General features: G+C 63.5%; 18 protein-coding genes and 2 pseudogenes. 13 read left to right on the top strand and 7 right to left on the bottom strand.

The features are described from left to right. Position 1: 1 nt before the first annotated feature. Positions 2 to 298, bottom strand: a pseudogene (locus BRAD3257_RS21490) (hypothetical protein); the annotation flags it as partial. Between the two features lie 100 nt (positions 299 to 398). On the opposite strand from BRAD3257_RS21490, the gene pdxY reads away from it, so the two are divergent. Further along, positions 399 to 1,217: a pyridoxal kinase gene (pdxY, locus tag BRAD3257_RS21485; RefSeq protein ID WP_122403467.1), complete on the top strand. Its 819-nt coding sequence runs from the start codon at positions 399 to 401 to the stop codon at positions 1,215 to 1,217. Between the two features lie 4 nt (positions 1,218 to 1,221). Here the strand turns inward: pdxY and BRAD3257_RS21480 are convergent, their stop codons facing one another. After that, positions 1,222 to 2,517 carry a M15 family metallopeptidase domain-containing protein gene (locus BRAD3257_RS21480; protein WP_122403466.1) on the bottom strand — a complete coding sequence of 432 codons (1,296 nt, stop codon included), beginning with the start codon at positions 2,515 to 2,517 and terminating at the stop codon, positions 1,222 to 1,224. 215 nt (positions 2,518 to 2,732) lie between these two features. On the opposite strand from BRAD3257_RS21480, the gene BRAD3257_RS41100 reads away from it, so the two are divergent. Both BRAD3257_RS41100 and BRAD3257_RS21465 read left to right on the top strand, forming a co-directional pair. Then, positions 2,733 to 3,272, top strand: coding sequence for a hypothetical protein (locus BRAD3257_RS41100; RefSeq protein ID WP_244607661.1), 540 nt, complete (start codon positions 2,733 to 2,735; stop codon positions 3,270 to 3,272). Between the two features lie 170 nt (positions 3,273 to 3,442). Continuing rightward, positions 3,443 to 3,697, top strand: coding sequence for a hypothetical protein (locus BRAD3257_RS21465; protein WP_122403465.1), 255 nt, complete (start codon positions 3,443 to 3,445; stop codon positions 3,695 to 3,697). Positions 3,698 to 3,908: 211 nt separating this feature from the next. Here the strand turns inward: BRAD3257_RS21465 and BRAD3257_RS21460 are convergent, their stop codons facing one another. Beyond that, positions 3,909 to 4,259, bottom strand: coding sequence for a zinc ribbon domain-containing protein YjdM (locus BRAD3257_RS21460; RefSeq protein WP_122403464.1), 351 nt, complete (start codon positions 4,257 to 4,259; stop codon positions 3,909 to 3,911). Between BRAD3257_RS21460 and BRAD3257_RS39335 the strand changes: the two genes are divergently transcribed. The 7 genes and pseudogenes from BRAD3257_RS39335 (at position 4,258) to BRAD3257_RS21430 (ending at position 9,345) form a co-directional block, all read left to right on the top strand. Further along, positions 4,258 to 4,503: a hypothetical protein gene (locus BRAD3257_RS39335; RefSeq protein WP_145987019.1), complete on the top strand. Its 246-nt coding sequence runs from the start codon at positions 4,258 to 4,260 to the stop codon at positions 4,501 to 4,503. The genes BRAD3257_RS21460 and BRAD3257_RS39335 overlap by 2 nt on opposite strands. A gap of 153 nt (positions 4,504 to 4,656) precedes the next feature. Next, a complete protein-coding gene (locus BRAD3257_RS21455; protein ID WP_122403463.1) occupies positions 4,657 to 5,061 on the top strand; it encodes a VOC family protein in 405 nt (134 codons plus the stop codon). 46 nt (positions 5,062 to 5,107) lie between these two features. Further along, a complete protein-coding gene (locus BRAD3257_RS21450; RefSeq protein WP_122403462.1) occupies positions 5,108 to 5,722 on the top strand; it encodes a cell envelope biogenesis protein TolA in 615 nt (204 codons plus the stop codon). A gap of 237 nt (positions 5,723 to 5,959) precedes the next feature. Beyond that, a pseudogene (locus BRAD3257_RS21445) lies at positions 5,960 to 6,495 on the top strand (helix-turn-helix domain-containing protein). 254 nt (positions 6,496 to 6,749) lie between these two features. Further along, positions 6,750 to 7,028 carry a hypothetical protein gene (locus BRAD3257_RS21440; protein WP_122403461.1) on the top strand — a complete coding sequence of 93 codons (279 nt, stop codon included), beginning with the start codon at positions 6,750 to 6,752 and terminating at the stop codon, positions 7,026 to 7,028. Between the two features lie 383 nt (positions 7,029 to 7,411). Next, complete coding sequence (locus BRAD3257_RS21435) at positions 7,412 to 7,918, top strand: hypothetical protein (RefSeq protein ID WP_122403460.1); 507 nt, start codon at positions 7,412 to 7,414, stop codon at positions 7,916 to 7,918. Positions 7,919 to 8,304: 386 nt separating this feature from the next. Continuing rightward, positions 8,305 to 9,345 carry an acyl-CoA desaturase gene (locus BRAD3257_RS21430; RefSeq protein WP_122403459.1) on the top strand — a complete coding sequence of 347 codons (1,041 nt, stop codon included), beginning with the start codon at positions 8,305 to 8,307 and terminating at the stop codon, positions 9,343 to 9,345. A gap of 103 nt (positions 9,346 to 9,448) precedes the next feature. Here BRAD3257_RS21430 and BRAD3257_RS21425 read toward each other — a convergent pair whose 3' ends face one another. Then, a complete protein-coding gene (locus BRAD3257_RS21425; RefSeq protein WP_122403458.1) occupies positions 9,449 to 10,552 on the bottom strand; it encodes a hypothetical protein in 1,104 nt (367 codons plus the stop codon). Between the two features lie 297 nt (positions 10,553 to 10,849). On the opposite strand from BRAD3257_RS21425, the gene BRAD3257_RS21420 reads away from it, so the two are divergent. The 3 genes from BRAD3257_RS21420 to BRAD3257_RS21410 all read left to right on the top strand — a co-directional run bounded on the left by BRAD3257_RS21420 (position 10,850) and on the right by BRAD3257_RS21410 (position 11,833). After that, positions 10,850 to 11,062, top strand: coding sequence for a hypothetical protein (locus BRAD3257_RS21420; RefSeq protein ID WP_244607659.1), 213 nt, complete (start codon positions 10,850 to 10,852; stop codon positions 11,060 to 11,062). 18 nt (positions 11,063 to 11,080) lie between these two features. Further along, positions 11,081 to 11,377, top strand: coding sequence for a cytosolic protein (locus tag BRAD3257_RS21415; RefSeq protein ID WP_122403456.1), 297 nt, complete (start codon positions 11,081 to 11,083; stop codon positions 11,375 to 11,377). Positions 11,378 to 11,542: 165 nt separating this feature from the next. Further along, entirely contained in the window at positions 11,543 to 11,833 is a 291-nt protein-coding gene (locus tag BRAD3257_RS21410; RefSeq protein ID WP_122406696.1) for a hypothetical protein, read from the top strand. A 166-nt stretch (positions 11,834 to 11,999) separates the two neighbouring features. On the opposite strand, the gene BRAD3257_RS21405 is transcribed toward BRAD3257_RS21410, so the two are convergent. The 3 genes from BRAD3257_RS21405 to BRAD3257_RS21395 all read right to left on the bottom strand — a co-directional run bounded on the left by BRAD3257_RS21405 (position 12,000) and on the right by BRAD3257_RS21395 (position 17,646). Further along, a complete protein-coding gene (locus BRAD3257_RS21405) occupies positions 12,000 to 12,644 on the bottom strand; it encodes a phasin family protein (RefSeq protein WP_122403455.1) in 645 nt (214 codons plus the stop codon). Between the two features lie 109 nt (positions 12,645 to 12,753). Then, positions 12,754 to 13,269 (bottom strand): ParB N-terminal domain-containing protein, encoded by a 516-nt coding sequence (locus BRAD3257_RS21400; protein ID WP_122403454.1) that lies wholly within the window; start codon positions 13,267 to 13,269, stop codon positions 12,754 to 12,756. A 606-nt stretch (positions 13,270 to 13,875) separates the two neighbouring features. Beyond that, a complete protein-coding gene (locus BRAD3257_RS21395) occupies positions 13,876 to 17,646 on the bottom strand; it encodes a vitamin B12-dependent ribonucleotide reductase (RefSeq protein ID WP_122403453.1) in 3,771 nt (1,256 codons plus the stop codon). Positions 17,647 to 17,817: the final 171 nt, after the last annotated feature.

The following is a 17,817-nucleotide window of genomic DNA, read 5'->3' as shown; positions in this document are numbered from 1 at the left end:
TGTCAGTGACGAACCTGCGACATGATGCGGACGCCAGCATGTAGAGCAGCGCTCCGGTCTCGCGCGAGACCGCGAGCGGTGCCTCCTTCAGGCGTCCATAGAGATCGCGATATTCGGTCTTGCTCCGCATCATTCGGTCCCGGTCTGCGTCGGACAGATCCGCAACAGCGGCTTCCGTTGCGTCGCTTGCAGCCTCGGCTTCGCCGAACAGGCGATCCAGCAGCGGCGCAAGCGATGCGATGGTCGGGGTGGTCGTTCGAAGTCTCCAGAGTTGATGAGCAGACGGCCTGGCCGATATGTTCTGCGCCTATCTCGATGAGCTTGCACGCCGCTGAAGCGCGAGACCGCGGGCCTGCTGCTCTTGCCACACTCAACGTTTGACTCTACGGACCTATCTCATGCTCGTCATCTCCATTCAGAGCCAGGTGGTCCACGGCCATGTCGGCAACAGCGCGGCTGCCTACGCCATTCAGGCGGAGGGCGTGAACGTTGCGGCGGTGCCGACGACGCTGCTGTCCAACCATCCGCGCTATCCGAGCCTGCGCGGCCGGGTGCTGGAGACCGAGCTCATCGCGGATCTCCTGAAGGGCGTGGAGGAGCGCGGTCTCGTCGACGAGGCGGCCGTGCTCGTAACCGGCTATCTCGGCTCGCCCGCCAATGCCGCCGTGATCGCCGATTTCGTCGAGCGGGCGCGCACGCGCAATGCGAAGCTCGTCTATCTCTGCGATCCCGTGATCGGCGATGACGGCCGCGTCTATGTCGCGGACGGCATTTTGGACGTTGTCCGGCACCGGCTGCTGCCGGCGGCGAACCTCACGACACCGAACCAGTTCGAGCTCGAGCTGCTCTCGGGAGTGACGACTGCCGATGCCCAAGGCCTCAGCGCGGCTTGCGCGGTACTGGCAGGGGCAGGCCGTACCGACGTCGTCGCCACCGGCTGCACCCTCGCTGACACGGCGGCGGGGCAGGTCGAGACGATCCTGTGCGCCGGCGGGCGATTGTCGCGCTTTGCAACACTGCGCCTGCCGATCCGTCCCTACGGCACCGGTGACCTCCTCACCGGGCTGATTGCGGCGCATCTGGCCAAGGGCGAAGCGATGGAGTCGGCCGTACGGCTTGCGGTCGACACGATCTTTGCGGTGCTGGTGCGCACGCAGGAAGCCGGCTCGGCCGAGATGCGGCTCGTGCCGTTGCCGAGAACGCCGCGCAAGCCGTAGCCGGTCAGGTTGCGCGCTTGGTCGCGGATTGCGCCGATTTCTGCGGTTTGGCCGAGCTCTTCTGCTCGCGCGCGGCGTGGGCCTTTGGCGGCTTGGCGCTGGCCACGGCCCGCAGCTTCTTCGGCTTGGCGCTTGCAACGTCCTTGCGATCGGCGGTGCCACGCTTCGAGATGTATTCCTGGCCGTCGATCGGGCCGACATGCGGCGGATCGCGGTCGAGATAGGGGCGACCGATGCCGAACGCCTTGCCGTTGGCGTCGACCCACTTCCACAGGATCTCGGTCGAGACCCAGCGCTGCGCGCGGTCATTGCCTTGGGTGCTGACGATGTCAGCCGCCATGCCGTGGCCGTAGCCGCCACGGCTGCTGCCGCCGTGATAGGAGCGGTCGGAGGCGGCCTTCAGGCCGCTCGCGATCGACTGGCGGTAATCGTCGCGAAATGCGCTGGTGATGCCCGGCGACAGGCCGGCGGCTTCGGCTGCGAGCAGTGTGCGGAACAGCTTCTGCTTGAAGCTCTTGTCCATGCCGCCGATGACGTAGTCCATCATCGACATGCCGGCGCGCTCGGCCGCCTTCGGATCTTTCCAGCCGAAGTCCTGATCGACCAGCTTCGTGAAGCTGCGCATCACCGTGACGGTCTTGCCCCTGCGCTTGATGGTGACGGCGCGCCGCTCCTGAACCTTGATCGTGTCCTCTTTCGGGGTGCGCTGATAGAGCGTCCAGAGGTAGCGGTCGATACAGGCATCGATGACGAAGCATTCGTCGAGCACGGTGACGGTGTCGGCAGGCGGCGACACGTTGCTGGCAGGCGCGACGGGGCCACCCGCAACCGCGGCGGGGGACAGTGCGTCCGTCGTCACGATCTCGGTGGGATCGGCGGATGCGAGCTTGACGGGCTCCGGCGCAGGGGCAGCCGCGCTGGCGATGGGCTCCGGTTCAGGCGAAGTCTGCGGCGCGGGCGCTGCCTCCGTCGGCAGGATCAGCACAGGGTCGGCCGAAGCGAGCTCGACGGCGAAGGCGGGCTCCTCGGGCGTTGTCGGCGCTGTCGCTGCCGCGGCAGGCGCCGCAGCGACGGCGGCGATCTCGGCGGTCAGGGCGATGCCGTCCTCGATCGTCGCAGCGTGCGGCACGTCGGCGAGGTCGAGGCGGCCGAAGTCCTTGACGTGCGGGACGGCAGCCGCATTGGCGCCGCTGTTCTCGATGAGGGCGGGGACATGGGCGGAGAGAGACAACGCCAGCCAGCCCGCGAGAACGGCCGAGGGACACGACAGTGCCACCAGAAGAGACCGCCGATCGTTCATGATCCCTGCCTCCGAACGGTTCTGTTCGAACCATCCTGTCCGAACAGTCATGATGCAAACAGTCTTGACGAAAACAGTCTTGACGAAAACAGTCTTGACGGAAAGGCACGCAGCGCCTCGATTGTTCGGGCTCCGGGGTGGCGGCGCAATGGCGCAAATCGGTGGATGCAGGCTTTTCGAGACGGGTGTTGCCGAGGTGCAACGCGGGTTCCATCATGGTTCCAGCAACGCATCGGCGCGAAATCGACTGCAAATGCAGCATTGTCATCTACTTGCAGCGAATGCATTTACGCAATCTTGGATTGTGGCCGTGCAGTTCCGTCAGTCCGCAATCTCCGGTTGTTATGGTGCTGATCGCAGCTGGAATCGCGCTCGCCATCATCGAGATCATCTACGCTCTCGGCACCAATCTGGTCGCAAGGCTGCAAATCGCTGGCGATGGCGTTGAAGCAAGGGATCTCTATTGTCCCTTTCGTATCCAGAACGCGCAGCGTACCTTTTGCTTCGCTGCGCTGCCGAAACTTTGCGGCGGCTGGAGCGTTGGAGGCGCCATGACACATTCCTCGCTTCGTCCCATGGACAACTTCGATCCCACCGAGCCCGCCATCCTCCACGATCGCCTTTCGGACACGATCATCACCTGGACCGCCGATCAGGCAGACGACTACCGGCGTGCCAGTCGGCGCGGCACGGATGGAACCGTGGCCTGGAAGACTTACCTCTTCGATGGCTGGGGCAATGTGCTCGGTGGCTGAGCACCGCCCGTGGAAGCGCCATGTCGCAGCCGGTGTGATTCGTCCAAGGCCTTGTACGCATTAGGCATATCGTCATGCGTCGGGCGCGCTGTTGCGATGCAGCAATGTATGTCGCGCTGCAGCAAAACGCGCCTAAATATGCTCCGACTCTTACCTTTGGAGCACCATCAATGAACAAGAAGATTTTGTCGATCGCCGCCGCCATCCTGACGATCGCGGGCGGCACGGCCGCCGTCGCCGCCGAGCTGCCGATCTATGAGGCCAACGGCTTCCCGGTCTCCCCGCTGCAGGTGCGCGTGCTCGGTGCTGCGCATGTCGAGCAGAAGGTCGCAGCGCCCAGCACGGTCGCCTCGGTCCATCAGGCGAAGGTGCTGAGCCCACGCAAGGTGAAGACCGCCGATGTCACCAGGGGCGCGGCCCGCTAAGCTGATATCGCAAAAAGGCAGGTGGGTTCCGCGGAGAGGCGGAATCCACTGCTTCACTTTGGTTCTTCCATTTCCACGTCGCCCGCGCGCCGCGCGTGCCTCGATCTCAGCGTGGAATTTTTCTGAGCGATCTTCGGCAGCGTGGCAAGCCTTCGGCGCGCACCCGCCGCCGTGAGAAGCGGGCGTCGTAGCGGGGACGCGCCAGCGCGAGCTACGCCTTCCTCACGAACTCCGATTTCAGATTCATCGCACCGATGCCGTCGATCTTGCAGGCGATGTTGTGGCCGTCGCTGGCATCCTGCAGGCGGATGTTGCGCACCTTGGTGCCGCCTTTGACGACCGAGGACGAGCCCTTGATCTTGAGATCCTTGATCACGATGACGCTGTCACCGTCGGCGAGCACATTGCCGTTGGCATCGCGCACGCCCGCATCCTGCGCCGTGTCTGCGGCCGCTTCCGCCTCGCCGCTCCATTCATGGCCGCATTCCGGGCAGACCCAGAGACCGCGGTCCTGGTAGGCGTGCTCGGAGTTGCAGGCCGGGCATTTCATCGTGTCGGACATGAATGGTCTCGTCTCGCGGTTCGTTCGCGGCGCGACCGTAGAGGCCGGGACCGGGAAAGCAAGGAAAAGCTGCGAACGGCGCGGGCCGGCCTTGCCTGCCGGTGCGATGTCACCGAAAATGCGCGACGAAGATCACGTACAGCCAACCCAGGATGCCGTGGATGATCGCCCACAGAATCGAATGGTTGTTGATTTCGGCGATACCGAATTACGTTTGCTCCGGTCGGGAAAAACAGTGGCATGATGCCATGATGGCGCTCGTCCGTTGGCGAGGAGCTTTGCGCGTCACCCGGATGTAGCGTCAGCGTAATTCGGGCCCGGAGGTGCGGCACCAACCCGGATTACGCTGACGCTCCATACGGGCTACGCTCGCTTCGCAACTTGCGACGAGCCCGCCATGAGCTTCCTCCTCAACATCGATGTCCCGGACGTAGGCAAAGCCACGACGTTCTACACCGAAGCCTTCGGCCTGACGGTCGGCCGCCGCTTCGGCGCCGATTTCGTCGAGCTGCTCGGCTGGCCGGCGCCGGTCTATCTCTTGACCAAGCAGGCCGGCACAATCGGCGCCGGCCGCGACCGCCGCCGCTACGAGCGGCACTGGACGCCCGTTCATATCGACGTCGTCGTCGACGATGTCGACGCTGCCCTCGCGCGTGCGCTCGGCGCGGGTGCGATCCTGGAGGTGCCCCCGCGCGATACGCCCTATGGGCGGATCGCGATGCTGGCCGATCCGTTCGGGCATGGATTCTGTCTGCTGGCGTTCAGCGCACAGGGATATGACGCATTGCTTGGGGATTCGTAGTTGGGGCTACGACCGCTGGCGGACAGCAAGCTACAATCGGAGCGACATGCCAAAGAAACTGAAGACCTACCAGACCTCGCTCGGCTTCTACGATCAGGCGATCGCCGCACCCTCGATGAAGGCGGCGCTTCAGGCCTGGGGCGCCAGCTCCAATCTGTTCCATCAGGGCGTCGCCAAGGAGACCGACGACCCCGACATCGTCGCGGCGACGATGGCGAAGCCGGGGGTCGTGCTCAGGCGCCCGGTCGGCTCTGACGGCCCGTTCACTGAGAGCGCGGAGCTGCCGGCCGATCTCGGCGAGGGCGAGGGCAAGCCCAGACGCAGGTCCAAGCGTCCGGCCAAGACCGCAAAGAAAACATCCCGCAAGATCGACGATCAGGCCGCGCGCAAGGCCGCCGCGGCATTCGAGAAGGAGGAGCGGCGGCGCGAGGCCGAGCGTCGCAAGGAGGAGGCCGCCCGCGCCAGGGAGCGCGCGCGGCGGCAGCAGGCCGTCGCCGCAGCCGAGGCAGCGCTCGACGTGGCAAGGCGGGAGCACGAAGCGCGGGCGGAGAAGATCGAATCCGAGCGCGCCGCGCTCGACGAGCGCGCCGAGGCCGAGCAGGGAAGATGGGACAAGCAGAGAAGGAAATTGGAAGAGGCCCTGCGCCGCGCGCGCGAGTGACCAGCGCAGCGTAATCCGGGGCGATCGTGCAACGACGCAAACGCTGGTCCCGGATTTCGCTTTCGCTCCGTCCGGGCTACGCGCTCTTCGCCGATAAGGTCGCGCGGAAGCAATTCCTTTACCATGGCTTTCGCTGTCGATTGGAAGCTTAGCGGTTAGGCCAAAATTCTGCGGTATCCTCGCCCCGATTATGCGTCGGATGTGTTCTTACGCCGCCGCAAGTCCACGGGAGCTGTCATGAGCGATCATCGCGCCGCAATCAGGCACCACACGCTGAGGACCGGCATCGTCGAATTCGACAACGGCAGCGGCAGCACCGTCAGCGTGCCCTGCACGATCCGTGATGTCTCCGGCACCGGCGCACGCCTGGAGCTCAACTCGTCGCTCTGGGTCGCCGAGCAGTTCATGCTGATCTTCTCAAGCGGCCTGCGCAAGGACTGCCGCGTCGCCTGGCGCAAGGCCCGGCTGATCGGCAGCGCGTTCGCGGACGGTTATGCGAGCGCGGACGAGCAGGCGGTGATGATGACGGTGGGGAGCAGGCCCGGCACCGGCTCGGCATCGGCGCGCGCGTCAAGGCTGCGCGCGAGACCCGCGGCTACACCGAGGCGCAGCTCGCCGAGCACATCGGCGTCACGCCCGGCTTCCTGGCGCAAGCCGAGCAGGGCGAGGCGAACATTCCGCTCTACAAGCTGATGCACATCGCGGATTTGTTGATGTTCAGTCTCGACGGGCTGGTGGCCGGCGCGGCGCCTGAAGACGTCGGCGCGGCGTGAGTCCTCGCACGCTCGCTGTCAGACTCTCCGTCATTGCGAGCAAGGCGAAGCAATCCAGTGTGCTTTCCGCCGCGACAGTCTGGATTGCTTCGTCGCATCAGCGCAAAATTGCTACGCGATTTTGTCGCGAGCTCCTCGCAATGCGTTGGAGAGGGGGCGAAGGCCGACAACGGGCATTCATGCAATATCCAGCGCGAATTCGCTTGCCTTGCTTTGCACCCCTGTTGCACTCTCTTGGCGAAGGAGACCAACGCATGAATAAGACCATCGCGTGTGCGATCGGAACGGCGCTGGTGCTGGGCAGCCTTGGAATATCAGGTGCTGAAGCCCGGACGCGGAAGGCTGTCGTCGTTCGTGAGCCGCAGCAGCGGCTGATCGTCACGGCGCCGGTGCTCCGGCCGACGCCGTGGGATTACAATATTGTTCCACGATATCGTTATCGTCCTGAAGACGACCGGGTCGATCCCTATGGTCCGCCGCTAGTGCCGTCGTACGTTCGCTATGAGGGATGGCGGTGGCCGTATTGGTGGTGAGTAACCATCACGGCTGCGGCATGTGGTGATCGACCGACGCCACACGTCAAACCGAGCAGCTTGCTGTCGGCGCAAAGCGCCGATGGAGGCCCTGTGCGTGCGGTACAGCCCTCGATTTGCCACGCTTCGATCCGGGCCAGGCTCGCTCAACCATTCATACGGACTGATTTAGAGGCCGAGTTCTTGCGCAATTACCGTCTTCACCAAACGTGACACGGGGAAGTTGAATTCCGATAAGCCATTACCTCTGCGTGCACCGTCCGCGATTGGGAAAAAATGGCAAAGCTGCGACTGTCAACAATACATCGGAGTAGAACGACACTTATCCCCGTAATAAACCCAATGCTGCTTGGGGTTCTGGGCGCGTATTGAGAGGATCAGTGATGGCAAGTGTCGAACAATTGCGCAGACGGGACGGTGTGAACTTGGTCCAACTCGAGGCGGACATTGCGTCGGTCCGTTCGGGAAGCCCTATTACTTCAATTGCTCTACCTGATTACGTCGAGCACACAGCGGGTGTGTCGCGCGTCGGCGCACTCAGTGCAGAGGCGGTCATTCGCGACTATGAGTCCGCTGCAAAAGAGATCGAGGCCATGGGCACCGAGTTGATCGACGCCGCGCAAAAATGCGAGGCGCTGACGGCCCAGGTTCATGATGCGATCGCCTTCATGCGAGAAACGGCGGCGGGGTATCGTGAAGAGGGACGGAAGATCTTCAAGCGCATCGAAGAATGCGCGCTGTTCACCGAGGACGTGCGCAAGACCTGCGAACAGGTCAAGCGCAGAATGACTGAGGTCTCGTTCGGCCCATCATCCGATGAGGAGCTTGCGCCGCAAGAGCCCGAGCTGACCGGGATCGCCGCCAAGGTGACGATGAGCGAGATGCCATGAGGCGGACGTAGAGCGTAGCTCGTTCGTAGATCCTACGGGTGAGTTGGTGGTCGTCAACTCAACTTACCTCTGACCACCGTCACCCATAGGATCTACGCTCGTTTGCTAACCGCGGTCATCCGCGGCAAGCCGCTGTCGCCGGCGCAGGCGCGAACGCCGGTGACATTGCGGTCGAGGTACATCGGGTCAGTAGGTGGGTTAGCTCGCGGCTGCGCCAAGTCCGCGAGCGTAACCCATCATTGTTTATCACCCGAGACACGAAAGAGGTGGGTTACGCCCTCAAGGCCGCAGCTCCGCGGTCGTCGCCCCGGGTCCTTGCTCAAAACAACCCTCGGCTGTACGCTGCACCGCAGAAGAGTGCATTTTGCGGGAATGGATCGGCTGAAATGACCGTGGTTGAGAGCGTGGCGTCCGAGCAGCTTTCGGAGCGGAAAATGCCCCCGGGCGTGCTCACCGAAGGCCCGGTGGTCGACGCCAAGTTTCGCGATTCCTACATCTCCTTCGCCATCATGATCGGCGGTTCGGTCGCGGCGCTGGTCTGGGCCTTCTGGCAAGGCATCGGCCGGGTGGAGCTTTCCGTCTTCGCCGGCACCTTCGTGCTGTCCACGATCGGGATCGGCTTCATGCATCGCTACTTCGTGCACCGCAGCTTTCGCTGCGGTCCGGTGATGCGGACGATCTTCGCCGCGCTCGCGACCATGGCCGTGCAGGGCTCGATCCTGAAATGGGTGAGCAACCACCGGCGGCACCATCTTCACTCCGACAGGCCCGGCGACGTCCACAGCCCCTATTACGACGGCGCCGGCAACCCCTACACCAGCTTCGCCAAGGGCATGTCGCATGCGCAGGGCGGCTGGGTGTGGGACCGCGAGACCACAGATGCTACCTACTACGCCAAGGACATCCTGGCCGATCCGATCGCGATGTTCTTCACCAGGACGCGCTGGTACTGGTACGCGCTGTCGGCGCTGATCATTCCCGCCGCCATCGGCTACGCCTTTGGCGGCGTGCACACGATGATCGGCTGCATCCTGTTCTCCGGCCTGTTCCGCAGCTACCTCATGACCATGGCCACCTCACTGGTGAACTCGGTCTGCCACAGCGACGGCCGCTACGGCTACCGCCGCTTCGAGACCAACGACGGCACGACAAACGAGCTGGTGACGACGCTGCTGACGTTCGGCGAAGGGCTGCACAACAACCATCACCGGTTTCCGCGGGATGCGTATCTGTCGCATGCGTGGTACGAGGTCGATATTAATGGGTTGATTATTCTGGGGCTGGGGAAGCTCGGGCTAGTGCAGGATATTTTTGGCGTCGGCAAGCGTCAGCAAACGTCGGATGCGGAGCAGGGTGGGGCGGAGGCTGTCGCCGTGCAGAACGCATTTGACGGCGTCGCAGAAGACCTTCGCTCGGCTGGACGGTAGACTTGCGCGACTAACGCCGTCCATCGAGGGCGAGCCGAAGCCGCAGCTCGTCAGGCGTCAAACCCGATCGCGCGTGCGAGAAGCAAGCCGGCGCCTTGCGGGCTCACCAATCCGGACCGCCGTAATAAGGGTCGGCCATATAGGGCGGCGGCATCCAGGGGCCTCGCGGCGGCGGCCTGGGCCGCCGTGGAGCGGCGTCTGGTACGTGCGCCCGGGCGCGCGCAGCCGCATCGTTGCTCACCACGCTGCGCACGACGGGCTTGGCGCCTGCAGAGGCGGATGACGCCGATGACGCGCTCAGTTGCGTTTGCAGCGCCTGGACCTGGGCGGCGAGGCGCGCATTGTCCGCCGCATCCTTCGCCTGCGCGGCCTTGAGCTGCTCGATGGTGTCGGCCTGGTCGCGCAGGGCCTGTTCGCCGCGGCTCTTCAGCTGCTCGAGCTTGCCGGTGATGTTCGCAAGCTCGCTCGTGATGGCCTTGAGCGATTGCGCGAGCTCGGACGATGACGGCTCGGCCACCGTGGCGGCAGACTTCGGAGCGCTTTCCGAGTCCTTGGGCCCCGGCAGCGCAGGCACCGGGCTCGGCTCATCCGCAGCCGCCAGCAGCACCGTCGACGGCTGCGCCGGAGTTTCCGCCGCAGACTCTTGCGGCGAGCTGCTCGCGGCCGGCGGAGCCCAGCGCGCCATGATCGACTTGCCGATCGATATGGCCTCGTCGCCATATTGCGAAGCGACGGCGGCACCGAGCAGGCCGATCGCCAGCACGAGAATAGCCAAAGCGCGCATCATGGCCCTGTCTCCCTTCAGGCCCTGATCGCGAGGCTTGGTGTTTAGAGGCTTGGTGTTTAGAGGCTTGGCATCAGCCGCCGCCGCCTTGTTTGCGGAAGTGGTGGCTGCCGTCGCGGCGGCGCTTGCGTGCGAGGTCCGCGGAGCTTCGCTGTTGCGTTCCATTCCGGAAACCAGCCGGTCCAACCGCGCAAGCTCTTCTTCTGCGCTCTTGATCCGGTCGTAGGCCCGCGCCAGCCCACCGTCGACGCGCGCCGCATCCGGCTTGGCGGTATCAGGCTTGGCGGTATCAGGCTTGGCGGTATCAGGCTTGGCGGTATCAGGCTTGGCATTATCAGTCTTGGCGGTATCAGGCTTGGCGTCATCGGTCTTGCCGGTATCAGGTTTATGGTCGTTCGTGTCAGGCATCGATGCGCTCTCCATCCGGTCGGGGGTCAATGGGAGGCAGTCCGATCACTGGAAGGATAGGTCTCGCCGCCATCAGACACAACGCGTGCGCAAAGGAGAAATTATGGCAGGCCCGGCACACGATGCGCGACATCGCGCTGTCGCGCGATCGCTTTGAATCTTCCGGCGCTGAAACAGCCGGGGGCTGCTTCCCCAGGCATCCCTGCGACGTGCTATGCTGTCGCGGGAGGAATCGCAATGAGGATCCCTACGGCGATACTCGCCCTGCTCCTTTCAAGTCCGGCCGCCGCCCAGGAGTGCCAGACATGCTCAATGGCCGACGCCTGCATGAAGGAATACGCCAAGACGACGTCGGAGGCCCAACGGGCCACGAAGCAAGGCATCCGGGATTGGAAGCAGAATCTGGACAGAAAGGCCTCTGCAGAATTGTCCAGCAGGGGCATCCTCGCATTGCAAGACGCCATGGAGGCACAGGTTCGTACGGAGCTGGAGCGCCTGAAGGAGTGCCTGGCGAAGATCAGGTAGGGTGCAAAGGAGGATCCGATGAAATCGCTTTTGCTGCTTACGGCGAGCGGTCCGCTGCTTGTTCTCACCTCGCATGAGTCCCTGAACGACCTGAAACTTCTTGGGGTGCTCAGGCAAAAAGGTATCGGCAAGTTTGTCGCGTTCGAGGTTCCCTTGTCGCTCGCCAGGGAGCGCTACGGTGGGCACTTTCAGGCGGTTGAAAGCAACCTGCACGAGACCGATGATTTGAGAGTGCTCGACTTCAATGGCCAGCGGGTGTTTCAGCTCTTTCGCTTCGAGGAGCTCGGCTCACCGATGCTGATCGAACAGTCGTGATCGGTTTTGCCTTGCGGCATGAGCTGTTTCGAAAAAGCCCATTCATTGCGTTGCGGCGGCGAAAGGACCAGTTGAGCAGCGCTGTTCTCGCCATGAACGTTCGCCGAGGGGAACGGGCGCTGGCTCATTCCGTTTTCCTTGGGGGGCTTGTCAGAGGAGGACAATATGAAGGCAAGGATCATCGCGCTCGCTGCTGCCGCTGTCATGGCTGCAGCGCCAGCCGTGTTTGCTCAGGGTGTATCGAGCAAGGCGCCAGGTCAGGAGATGCAGCAAATGGGTTCCCAGAAGGGCGAGCCGGGCGCTTCCAGCTACGCTCCCGGGCATAAGAAGAAGCATCACGCGATGCGCCACGTGAGGGCCTCGAAGAGCGCCAGCCCCGGCGCGTCGAGCTACGCTCCAGGTCAGACCACCGGCGCGAGCACGAGGCCGACCACCGGCTCGAAGTCAGGGTATTGAACTCCAGGCGGTCCTTAAGTTAAGTCCATGCACTGACTGGACATAACGGCCGGCCGGACGGAGCAGGTAGGATGTCGAGCGGAGCGAAGCCCATCAACGAGTGATGGGTTTCGCAAGGATACTGCTCATTCCCAGGGGCTTCCGGACCCGCAATGCGCAGCTGCCGTTAGTGACGCATCGCGCGGATTTCGAGCGTGGTCTGGGTGAGCCTGGCCACGAACCCCTCGAAATGCATGACCCTTTGTCTGGTCAATTGTTCATGCAACTCGGCGATCTTCTGGGATTCGGCGACAAACGAGTCGCACGCCTGTTTCGCGTACTCCATCTGAAGCTCAAACGCCTCGACGGGTGAACGCGCCATCGCGAGCTTTCCCAGGAAGTTCCAGGCTTGCTCAAGCGACGTCTTGATGTAGCCGCTATAGGCGTCGGCGATCGCCTGCGTGCTGGCCTGGAACGGTTCGACCGGTGCGACGGGCGGGCTTGCAGCGATCTCCATCCCGGAAGTCTCGTCCGGCAAGGCTGCAGCCGAAGGTACCTCCGCACTGATCTGTCGGCTCGGCTCTTGTTCTGTCTCTTGCCTGGTCTCCGCCGAGGCATCCGGCAATTGATGCGCCGCAGTTGCGCGTTGCCCGCCGGCCCCGGTCCGTTGTCCGGCCTTCTTCTTCCCGCCGCGCCGGCCGGATTTTCCCGTTGGCTTGTTTTCCGCCGCACTCAACATTGCAAATGGCTCCTGAATATCGATGAAGCCGCGAGCCTCCGCCGCGTTTGCGCTGAAATCGCGATTGTGGGCTGTCGCTTGCGTGGCGGCCATGTGGTGAGATTTTGCCGCTGCATTTTGATGCATCCGGCCAAAAAGCCGCTGATCCAGAAAGCTGCGGGATTGCCGTCGCGCGCTGGCACCGAAATTCTGGCGCCGACAATCAATAGCGGCCCCCGCTGCTCTTTTGCTGCGTGATCCAGTCCGACAATGTTTTCGGTGTCGATTTCGCAGTCCGGCCGGGCGATGCCTTCGGATTGTCGCGGGCACCTTTCGCCGGACGGGTGCGCGACGCTTCCGCTGCGCCAGCGCCCTTCAAGGCAGCCGTCGATGCCTCTGCGGCTTCCTTTTCCAATCGCAACTGTTTCAATCGCGCCATCTTGATGCGTTCTGCCTCGACTTCAGGTCCGTCGGCGAGCAGCGGCTTGTGTTGAGCAAGCTCCGCCGGGACCAGGACACCGATAATGGTTGTCTCGCCGAGGGCCTTGCAGGCTTCGAGCCGATGCAGTCCCTCGACCAGAACGAGGCGGTCTCCGTCGAGCCGAACGGAAATCGGGGCCTGTTGTCCGATCTCCAGAATACTTTCGGCGATCTCCCCGACGATCTCGGGCTTGATGGCTTTCTTCTGCTTCGTGGGAACGAAGATCTTCTCGATCGGGAAGCTTTCCGGTTTGGGCATGACTTCTACTCCGCTTCTACCGGGCCCGTCGGAACCCATGCCGGTGGGGTGGGGAGTTTAGGGGTGAAGCGTTCGACCGCAAAGGCAATTTCGGTGGCGGATTGACGAGCATCGAAGCCGGAACAAACTGCAATTTCGACAGGCCTAAGTAGCCGATCCGGCGATAGCAAACGAATTTAGTGCTTAGTGCACTTCACTGTAAGTTTAGGCTACAAGCAATTGCTCGGTATGAATTCGTTTGATCGGATGAACCTGTTCTGCAAACGCATGAAAGACGAACTTGGATACGAGCACGCTTTCGGATGGCCGATCTACAGTAGGGAACGTGGCGGGCGAGTGATGTATCACATGATCCACGCGACCGATCGTGGCGAGGGACGGAGATCATGAACCGCGCCTATCGAAATGCGCTTAAGGCGCGTGAGGATGCAAAACGCCTTCAGCGCGATCTCTCTCGTCTTTGGGGCTCCACCGGATCCGGTGAAAAACCCGCTCGGTCTTGAAGCCGTTTCGCTGGGACTACACAAAAAGGGCGGCCTTTCGGCCGCCCTTCGTGGATGCCCGAGGCAAGCCCAGGCATTACATCGTTGCGCGCGACCTACCTCCTCACGAGCACCCCGTCGTGCTGCCACACGTATCGCACTTCATGCAAGTCCCGTTCCGCACCAGCGTGAAGTTGCCGCACTCCGAGCACATCTCGCCCTCATAACCCTTGGCCTTGGCTTCGGCGCGACGCTCGGCCTTGGTGGGGGCGGCGGTGGCGGCGGTGCCGGCCTTGCTCCACTGCAGCTGCTCGAGCTTCTCCGTCGGAGACAGATCGTGCTGGACTTCCTGCTTCAGGGCGACGGCGCCTTCGATGGCGTCGCCGGCGCGGGCCGACGTGCCGTGCGAGGCCAGCGCGGTGACCTTGCTGCCGCCCGCGGGGGCGCTGTCGTTGCCTTGCGAGACCGCGGTCGAGCCGCCGCGCATCACGACGAGGTTGTCGGTGCGGGAGCGGGTGAGGCCGCGCGAGACCAGCTTGGTGGCGTGGTGGCCGCCGTCCTCGTCCGGCTCCTTGCCTTCCTCGACGCCCTTGCCGAGTGCGTCAAAACCCGTCTCGTTGGGATCGACGTGGGCGAGGTCGAAACGAGAGAGATAGCTCACCGCGAGCTCGCGGAAGACGTAGTCGAGGATCGAGGTCGCGTACTTGATGCTGTCGTTGCCCTGCACGGGGCCCGCCGGCTCGAAGCGGGTGAAGGTGAAGGCGTCGACATATTCGTCCAGCGGCACGCCGTATTGCAGGCCGAGCGACACCGCGATGGCGAAGTTGTTGATGAAGGAGCGCAGCGCCGCACCTTCCTTGTGCATGTCGATGAAGATCTCACCGAGACGGCCATCGTCATACTCGCCGGTGCGCAAGTATACCTTGTGGCCGCCGACAACCGCCTTTTGGGTGTAGCCCTTGCGTCGGTCAGGCATCTTCTCGCGCTCGCGCATCACGACGATGCGCTCGACCAGCTTCTCGACGATCTTCTCCGAGACCTGGGTCGCGCGCGCGGCCATCGGCTTCTCGAAGAGCTGCTCGACCGCATCGTCCTCGTCCTCATCATCGCTGATGAGCTGCGAGTTGAGCGGCTGCGAGAGTTTTGAGCCGTCGCGATAGAGGGCGTTGGCCTTCAGCGCGAGCTTCCACGACAGCATGTAGGCGGACTTGCAGTCCTCCACCGTCGCGTCGTTCGGCATGTTGATGGTCTTGGAGATCGCCCCCGAGATGAAGGGCTGCGCCGCCGCCATCATGCGGATGTGGCTCTCGACCGACAGATAGCGCTTGCCGATCTTGCCGCAGGGATTGGCGCAGTCGAACACGGCATAATGTTCGGCCTTGAGGTGCGGAGCACCTTCCACCGTCATCGCGCCGCAGATGTGGACGTTGGCGGCTTCGATCTCACGCTTGGTGAAGCCGACGGCCTGGAGCAGGTCGAAGCCGGGGGCTGCGATCGCCTCGGCGCCGATGCCGAGCTGGTCGCGGATGAAGTCTTCGCCAAAGGTCCACTTGTTGAAGGCGAACTTGATGTCGAAAGCGGTCGGCAGGGCCTTCTCGACCTTGGCGATCGCCTCACCGGTAAAACCCTTGGCCTTCAGCGTGGTGACGTTGATCCCGGGGGCATTCGCCAGCGAGCCATGGCCGACGGCATAGGCCTCGATCTCCGCGATCTCGCTCTCGCGATAGCCGAGCGCGCGCAGCGCCGCGGGGACCGCGCGGTTGATGATCTTGAAGTAGCCGCCGCCGGCGAGCTTCTTGAATTTCACCAGCGCGAAGTCGGGCTCGATGCCGGTGGTGTCGCAATCCATGACGAGGCCGATCGTGCCGGTGGGCGCGATCACCGTTGTCTGGGCGTTGCGATAGCCGTGCTTCTCGCCGAGCTCGAGCGCCGCGTCCCAGGCCGCCTGCGCATGGCTGACGAGGTCGGCCTGCGGGCAGGAGACGACGTCGAGCGGCACCGGGTTGACGCTGAGCGCTTCATAGCCGCTCGCCTGGCCATGCGCGGCGCGGCGATGGTTGCGGATCACGCGCAGCATGTGGGCCGCGTTCTTCTTGTAGCCGGGGAAGGTGCCGAGCTCGGCGGCGATCTCGGCCGAGGTCTTGTAGGTGATGCCGGTCATGACAGCGGTCAGCGCGCCGCAGAGCGCGCGGCCTTCCTTAGAGTCATAGGGCAGGCCCATGGTCATCAGCAGGCCGCCGATATTGGCGTAGCCGAGGCCGAGCGTGCGGAACTCGTAGGAGAGCTCGGCGATCGCCTTCGACGGGAACTGCGCCATCATCACGGAGATTTCGAGCACGATGGTCCAGAGCCGGCACAGGTGCTCATAGCCCTCGACGTCGAAGCGCTTGGTCGTGGTGTTGTAGAACGTCAGCAGGTTCGCGGAGGCGAGGTTGCAGGCCGTGTCGTCCAGGAACATGTATTCCGAGCACGGATTGGACGCGCGGATGTCGCCGGACGCCTTGCAGGTGTGCCAGTCGTTCATCGTGGTGTTGAAGTGCAGGCCCGGATCGGCCGACGCCCAGGCGGCGTAGCCGATCTTCTCCCAGAGGTCGCGCGCCTTCAGCGTCTTCGTCACCTTCTTGGAGGTGCGAGCCGTCAGATTCCAGTCACCGTCGGTCTCGACCGCGCGCAGGAAGTCGTCCTTCAGCGAGACCGAGTTGTTGGAGTTCTGGCCGGAGACGGTGAGATAGGCTTCGCTATCCCAGTCGGTGTCGTAGGTGTCGAACTGGATGTCCTTGTAGCCCTGCTTGGCGAACTGGATGACGCGCTTGATGTAGTTGTCGGGCACGAGGCTGCGGCGGGCGAGCTTGATCTCGCGGCGCAGGGCAGGGTTCTTCTCGGGATCGAAGCAATCGTCGCCCGAGCCTTCGCAGTTCACGCAGGCCTTCAGCACGGCTTTCAAGTGCTTCTGGTTGATCTTGGATCCGGTGACGAGGGCGGCGACCTTCTGCTCCTCCTTCACCTTCCAGTCGATATAGGTCTCGATATCGGGGTGATCGACGTCGACGACGACCATCTTGGCCGCGCGGCGCGTGGTGCCGCCCGACTTGATCGCGCCCGCAGCGCGGTCGCCGATCTTGAGGAAGCTCATCAGGCCGGACGAGCGGCCGCCGCCGGAGAGCTTTTCGCCTTCGCCGCGCAGGCGCGAGAAGTTGGAGCCGGTGCCGGAGCCGTATTTGAACAGGCGCGCCTCGCGGACCCAGAGGTCCATGATGCCGCCTTCGTTGACGAGGTCGTCACCGACGCCCTGGATGAAGCAGGCGTGCGGCTGCGGATGCTCGTAGGCCGACTTGGACTTGGTCAGCTTGCCGGTGAATGGGTCGACGTAATAGTGGCCCTGGCCGGGGCCGTCGATGCCATAGGCCCAGTGCAGGCCGGTGTTGAACCATTGCGGCGAGTTCGGCGCCACCATCTGCATGGCGAGCATGTAGCGGAGCTCGTCATAGAAGGCCTGCGCGTCTTCGTCCGAGCTGAAGTAGCCGCCCTTCCAGCCCCAATAGGTCCAGCAGCCGGCGAGGCGGTCGAACACCTGCTTTGCGCTGAGCTCGCTGACATAGCGCTCTTTCTCGGGCAGCGCGGCGAGGGCGTCGGTGTCGGGCACGGAGCGCCACAGGAAAGAGGGGACGGATTCCTCCTCGACCTTCTTCAGGCGCGCGGCAACGCCGGCTTTGCGGAAATACTTCTGGGCCAGCACGTCGGAGGCGACCTGCGACCACTCGGAGGGCACCTCGACATTGTCGAGCTTGAACACGACCGAGCCGTCGGGATTGCGAATCTCCGACGTGGTCAGGCGGAATTCGATTCCCGCATAAGGTGACTGTCCTGCCGTGGTGTGGCGCCGCTCAATCCGCATCGTCTTGCCCCGTCCTATTTTGACCGGCCCCGCCCCTCGTTGAGGGCGTGCCGGGTCGACATTTCATTTCGCGGCTCCTTCGGCCATTCGGCCTTGGGCACCGCAGTTCAGCCGGTGGATCCGGCCCTCTTTTTCCCGACGCGATCTCGATGCGTTGCATCGATCATCCCG

Origin of the sequence: Bradyrhizobium vignae, from assembly GCF_900324035.1 — a bacterium.
Taxonomy (GTDB): domain Bacteria; phylum Pseudomonadota; class Alphaproteobacteria; order Rhizobiales; family Xanthobacteraceae; genus Bradyrhizobium; species Bradyrhizobium vignae.
This window is presented reverse-complemented; position numbering and strand designations above follow the sequence as displayed.

Coding starts and splice junctions, on each gene's coding strand:
- BRAD3257_RS21425 (WP_122403458.1), bottom strand. CDS start 10,552: ATGGAGAGCGCATCGATGCCTGACACGAACGACCATAAACCTGATACC.
- BRAD3257_RS21450 (WP_122403462.1), top strand. CDS start 5,108: ATGCCAAAGAAACTGAAGACCTACCAGACCTCGCTCGGCTTCTACGAT.
- BRAD3257_RS21405 (WP_122403455.1), bottom strand. CDS start 12,644: ATGGCCGCCACGCAAGCGACAGCCCACAATCGCGATTTCAGCGCAAAC.
- BRAD3257_RS21460 (WP_122403464.1), bottom strand. CDS start 4,259: ATGTCCGACACGATGAAATGCCCGGCCTGCAACTCCGAGCACGCCTAC.
- pdxY (WP_122403467.1), top strand. CDS start 399: ATGCTCGTCATCTCCATTCAGAGCCAGGTGGTCCACGGCCATGTCGGC.
- BRAD3257_RS21430 (WP_122403459.1), top strand. CDS start 8,305: ATGACCGTGGTTGAGAGCGTGGCGTCCGAGCAGCTTTCGGAGCGGAAA.
- BRAD3257_RS21415 (WP_122403456.1), top strand. CDS start 11,081: ATGAAATCGCTTTTGCTGCTTACGGCGAGCGGTCCGCTGCTTGTTCTC.
- BRAD3257_RS21435 (WP_122403460.1), top strand. CDS start 7,412: ATGGCAAGTGTCGAACAATTGCGCAGACGGGACGGTGTGAACTTGGTC.
- BRAD3257_RS21410 (WP_122406696.1), top strand. CDS start 11,543: ATGAAGGCAAGGATCATCGCGCTCGCTGCTGCCGCTGTCATGGCTGCA.
- BRAD3257_RS21480 (WP_122403466.1), bottom strand. CDS start 2,517: ATGAACGATCGGCGGTCTCTTCTGGTGGCACTGTCGTGTCCCTCGGCC.
- BRAD3257_RS41100 (WP_244607661.1), top strand. CDS start 2,733: ATGGTTCCAGCAACGCATCGGCGCGAAATCGACTGCAAATGCAGCATT.
- BRAD3257_RS39335 (WP_145987019.1), top strand. CDS start 4,258: ATGAATGGTCTCGTCTCGCGGTTCGTTCGCGGCGCGACCGTAGAGGCC.
- BRAD3257_RS21420 (WP_244607659.1), top strand. CDS start 10,850: ATGGCCGACGCCTGCATGAAGGAATACGCCAAGACGACGTCGGAGGCC.
- BRAD3257_RS21395 (WP_122403453.1), bottom strand. CDS start 17,646: ATGCGGATTGAGCGGCGCCACACCACGGCAGGACAGTCACCTTATGCG.
- BRAD3257_RS21455 (WP_122403463.1), top strand. CDS start 4,657: ATGAGCTTCCTCCTCAACATCGATGTCCCGGACGTAGGCAAAGCCACG.
- BRAD3257_RS21465 (WP_122403465.1), top strand. CDS start 3,443: ATGAACAAGAAGATTTTGTCGATCGCCGCCGCCATCCTGACGATCGCG.
- BRAD3257_RS21440 (WP_122403461.1), top strand. CDS start 6,750: ATGAATAAGACCATCGCGTGTGCGATCGGAACGGCGCTGGTGCTGGGC.
- BRAD3257_RS21400 (WP_122403454.1), bottom strand. CDS start 13,269: ATGCCCAAACCGGAAAGCTTCCCGATCGAGAAGATCTTCGTTCCCACG.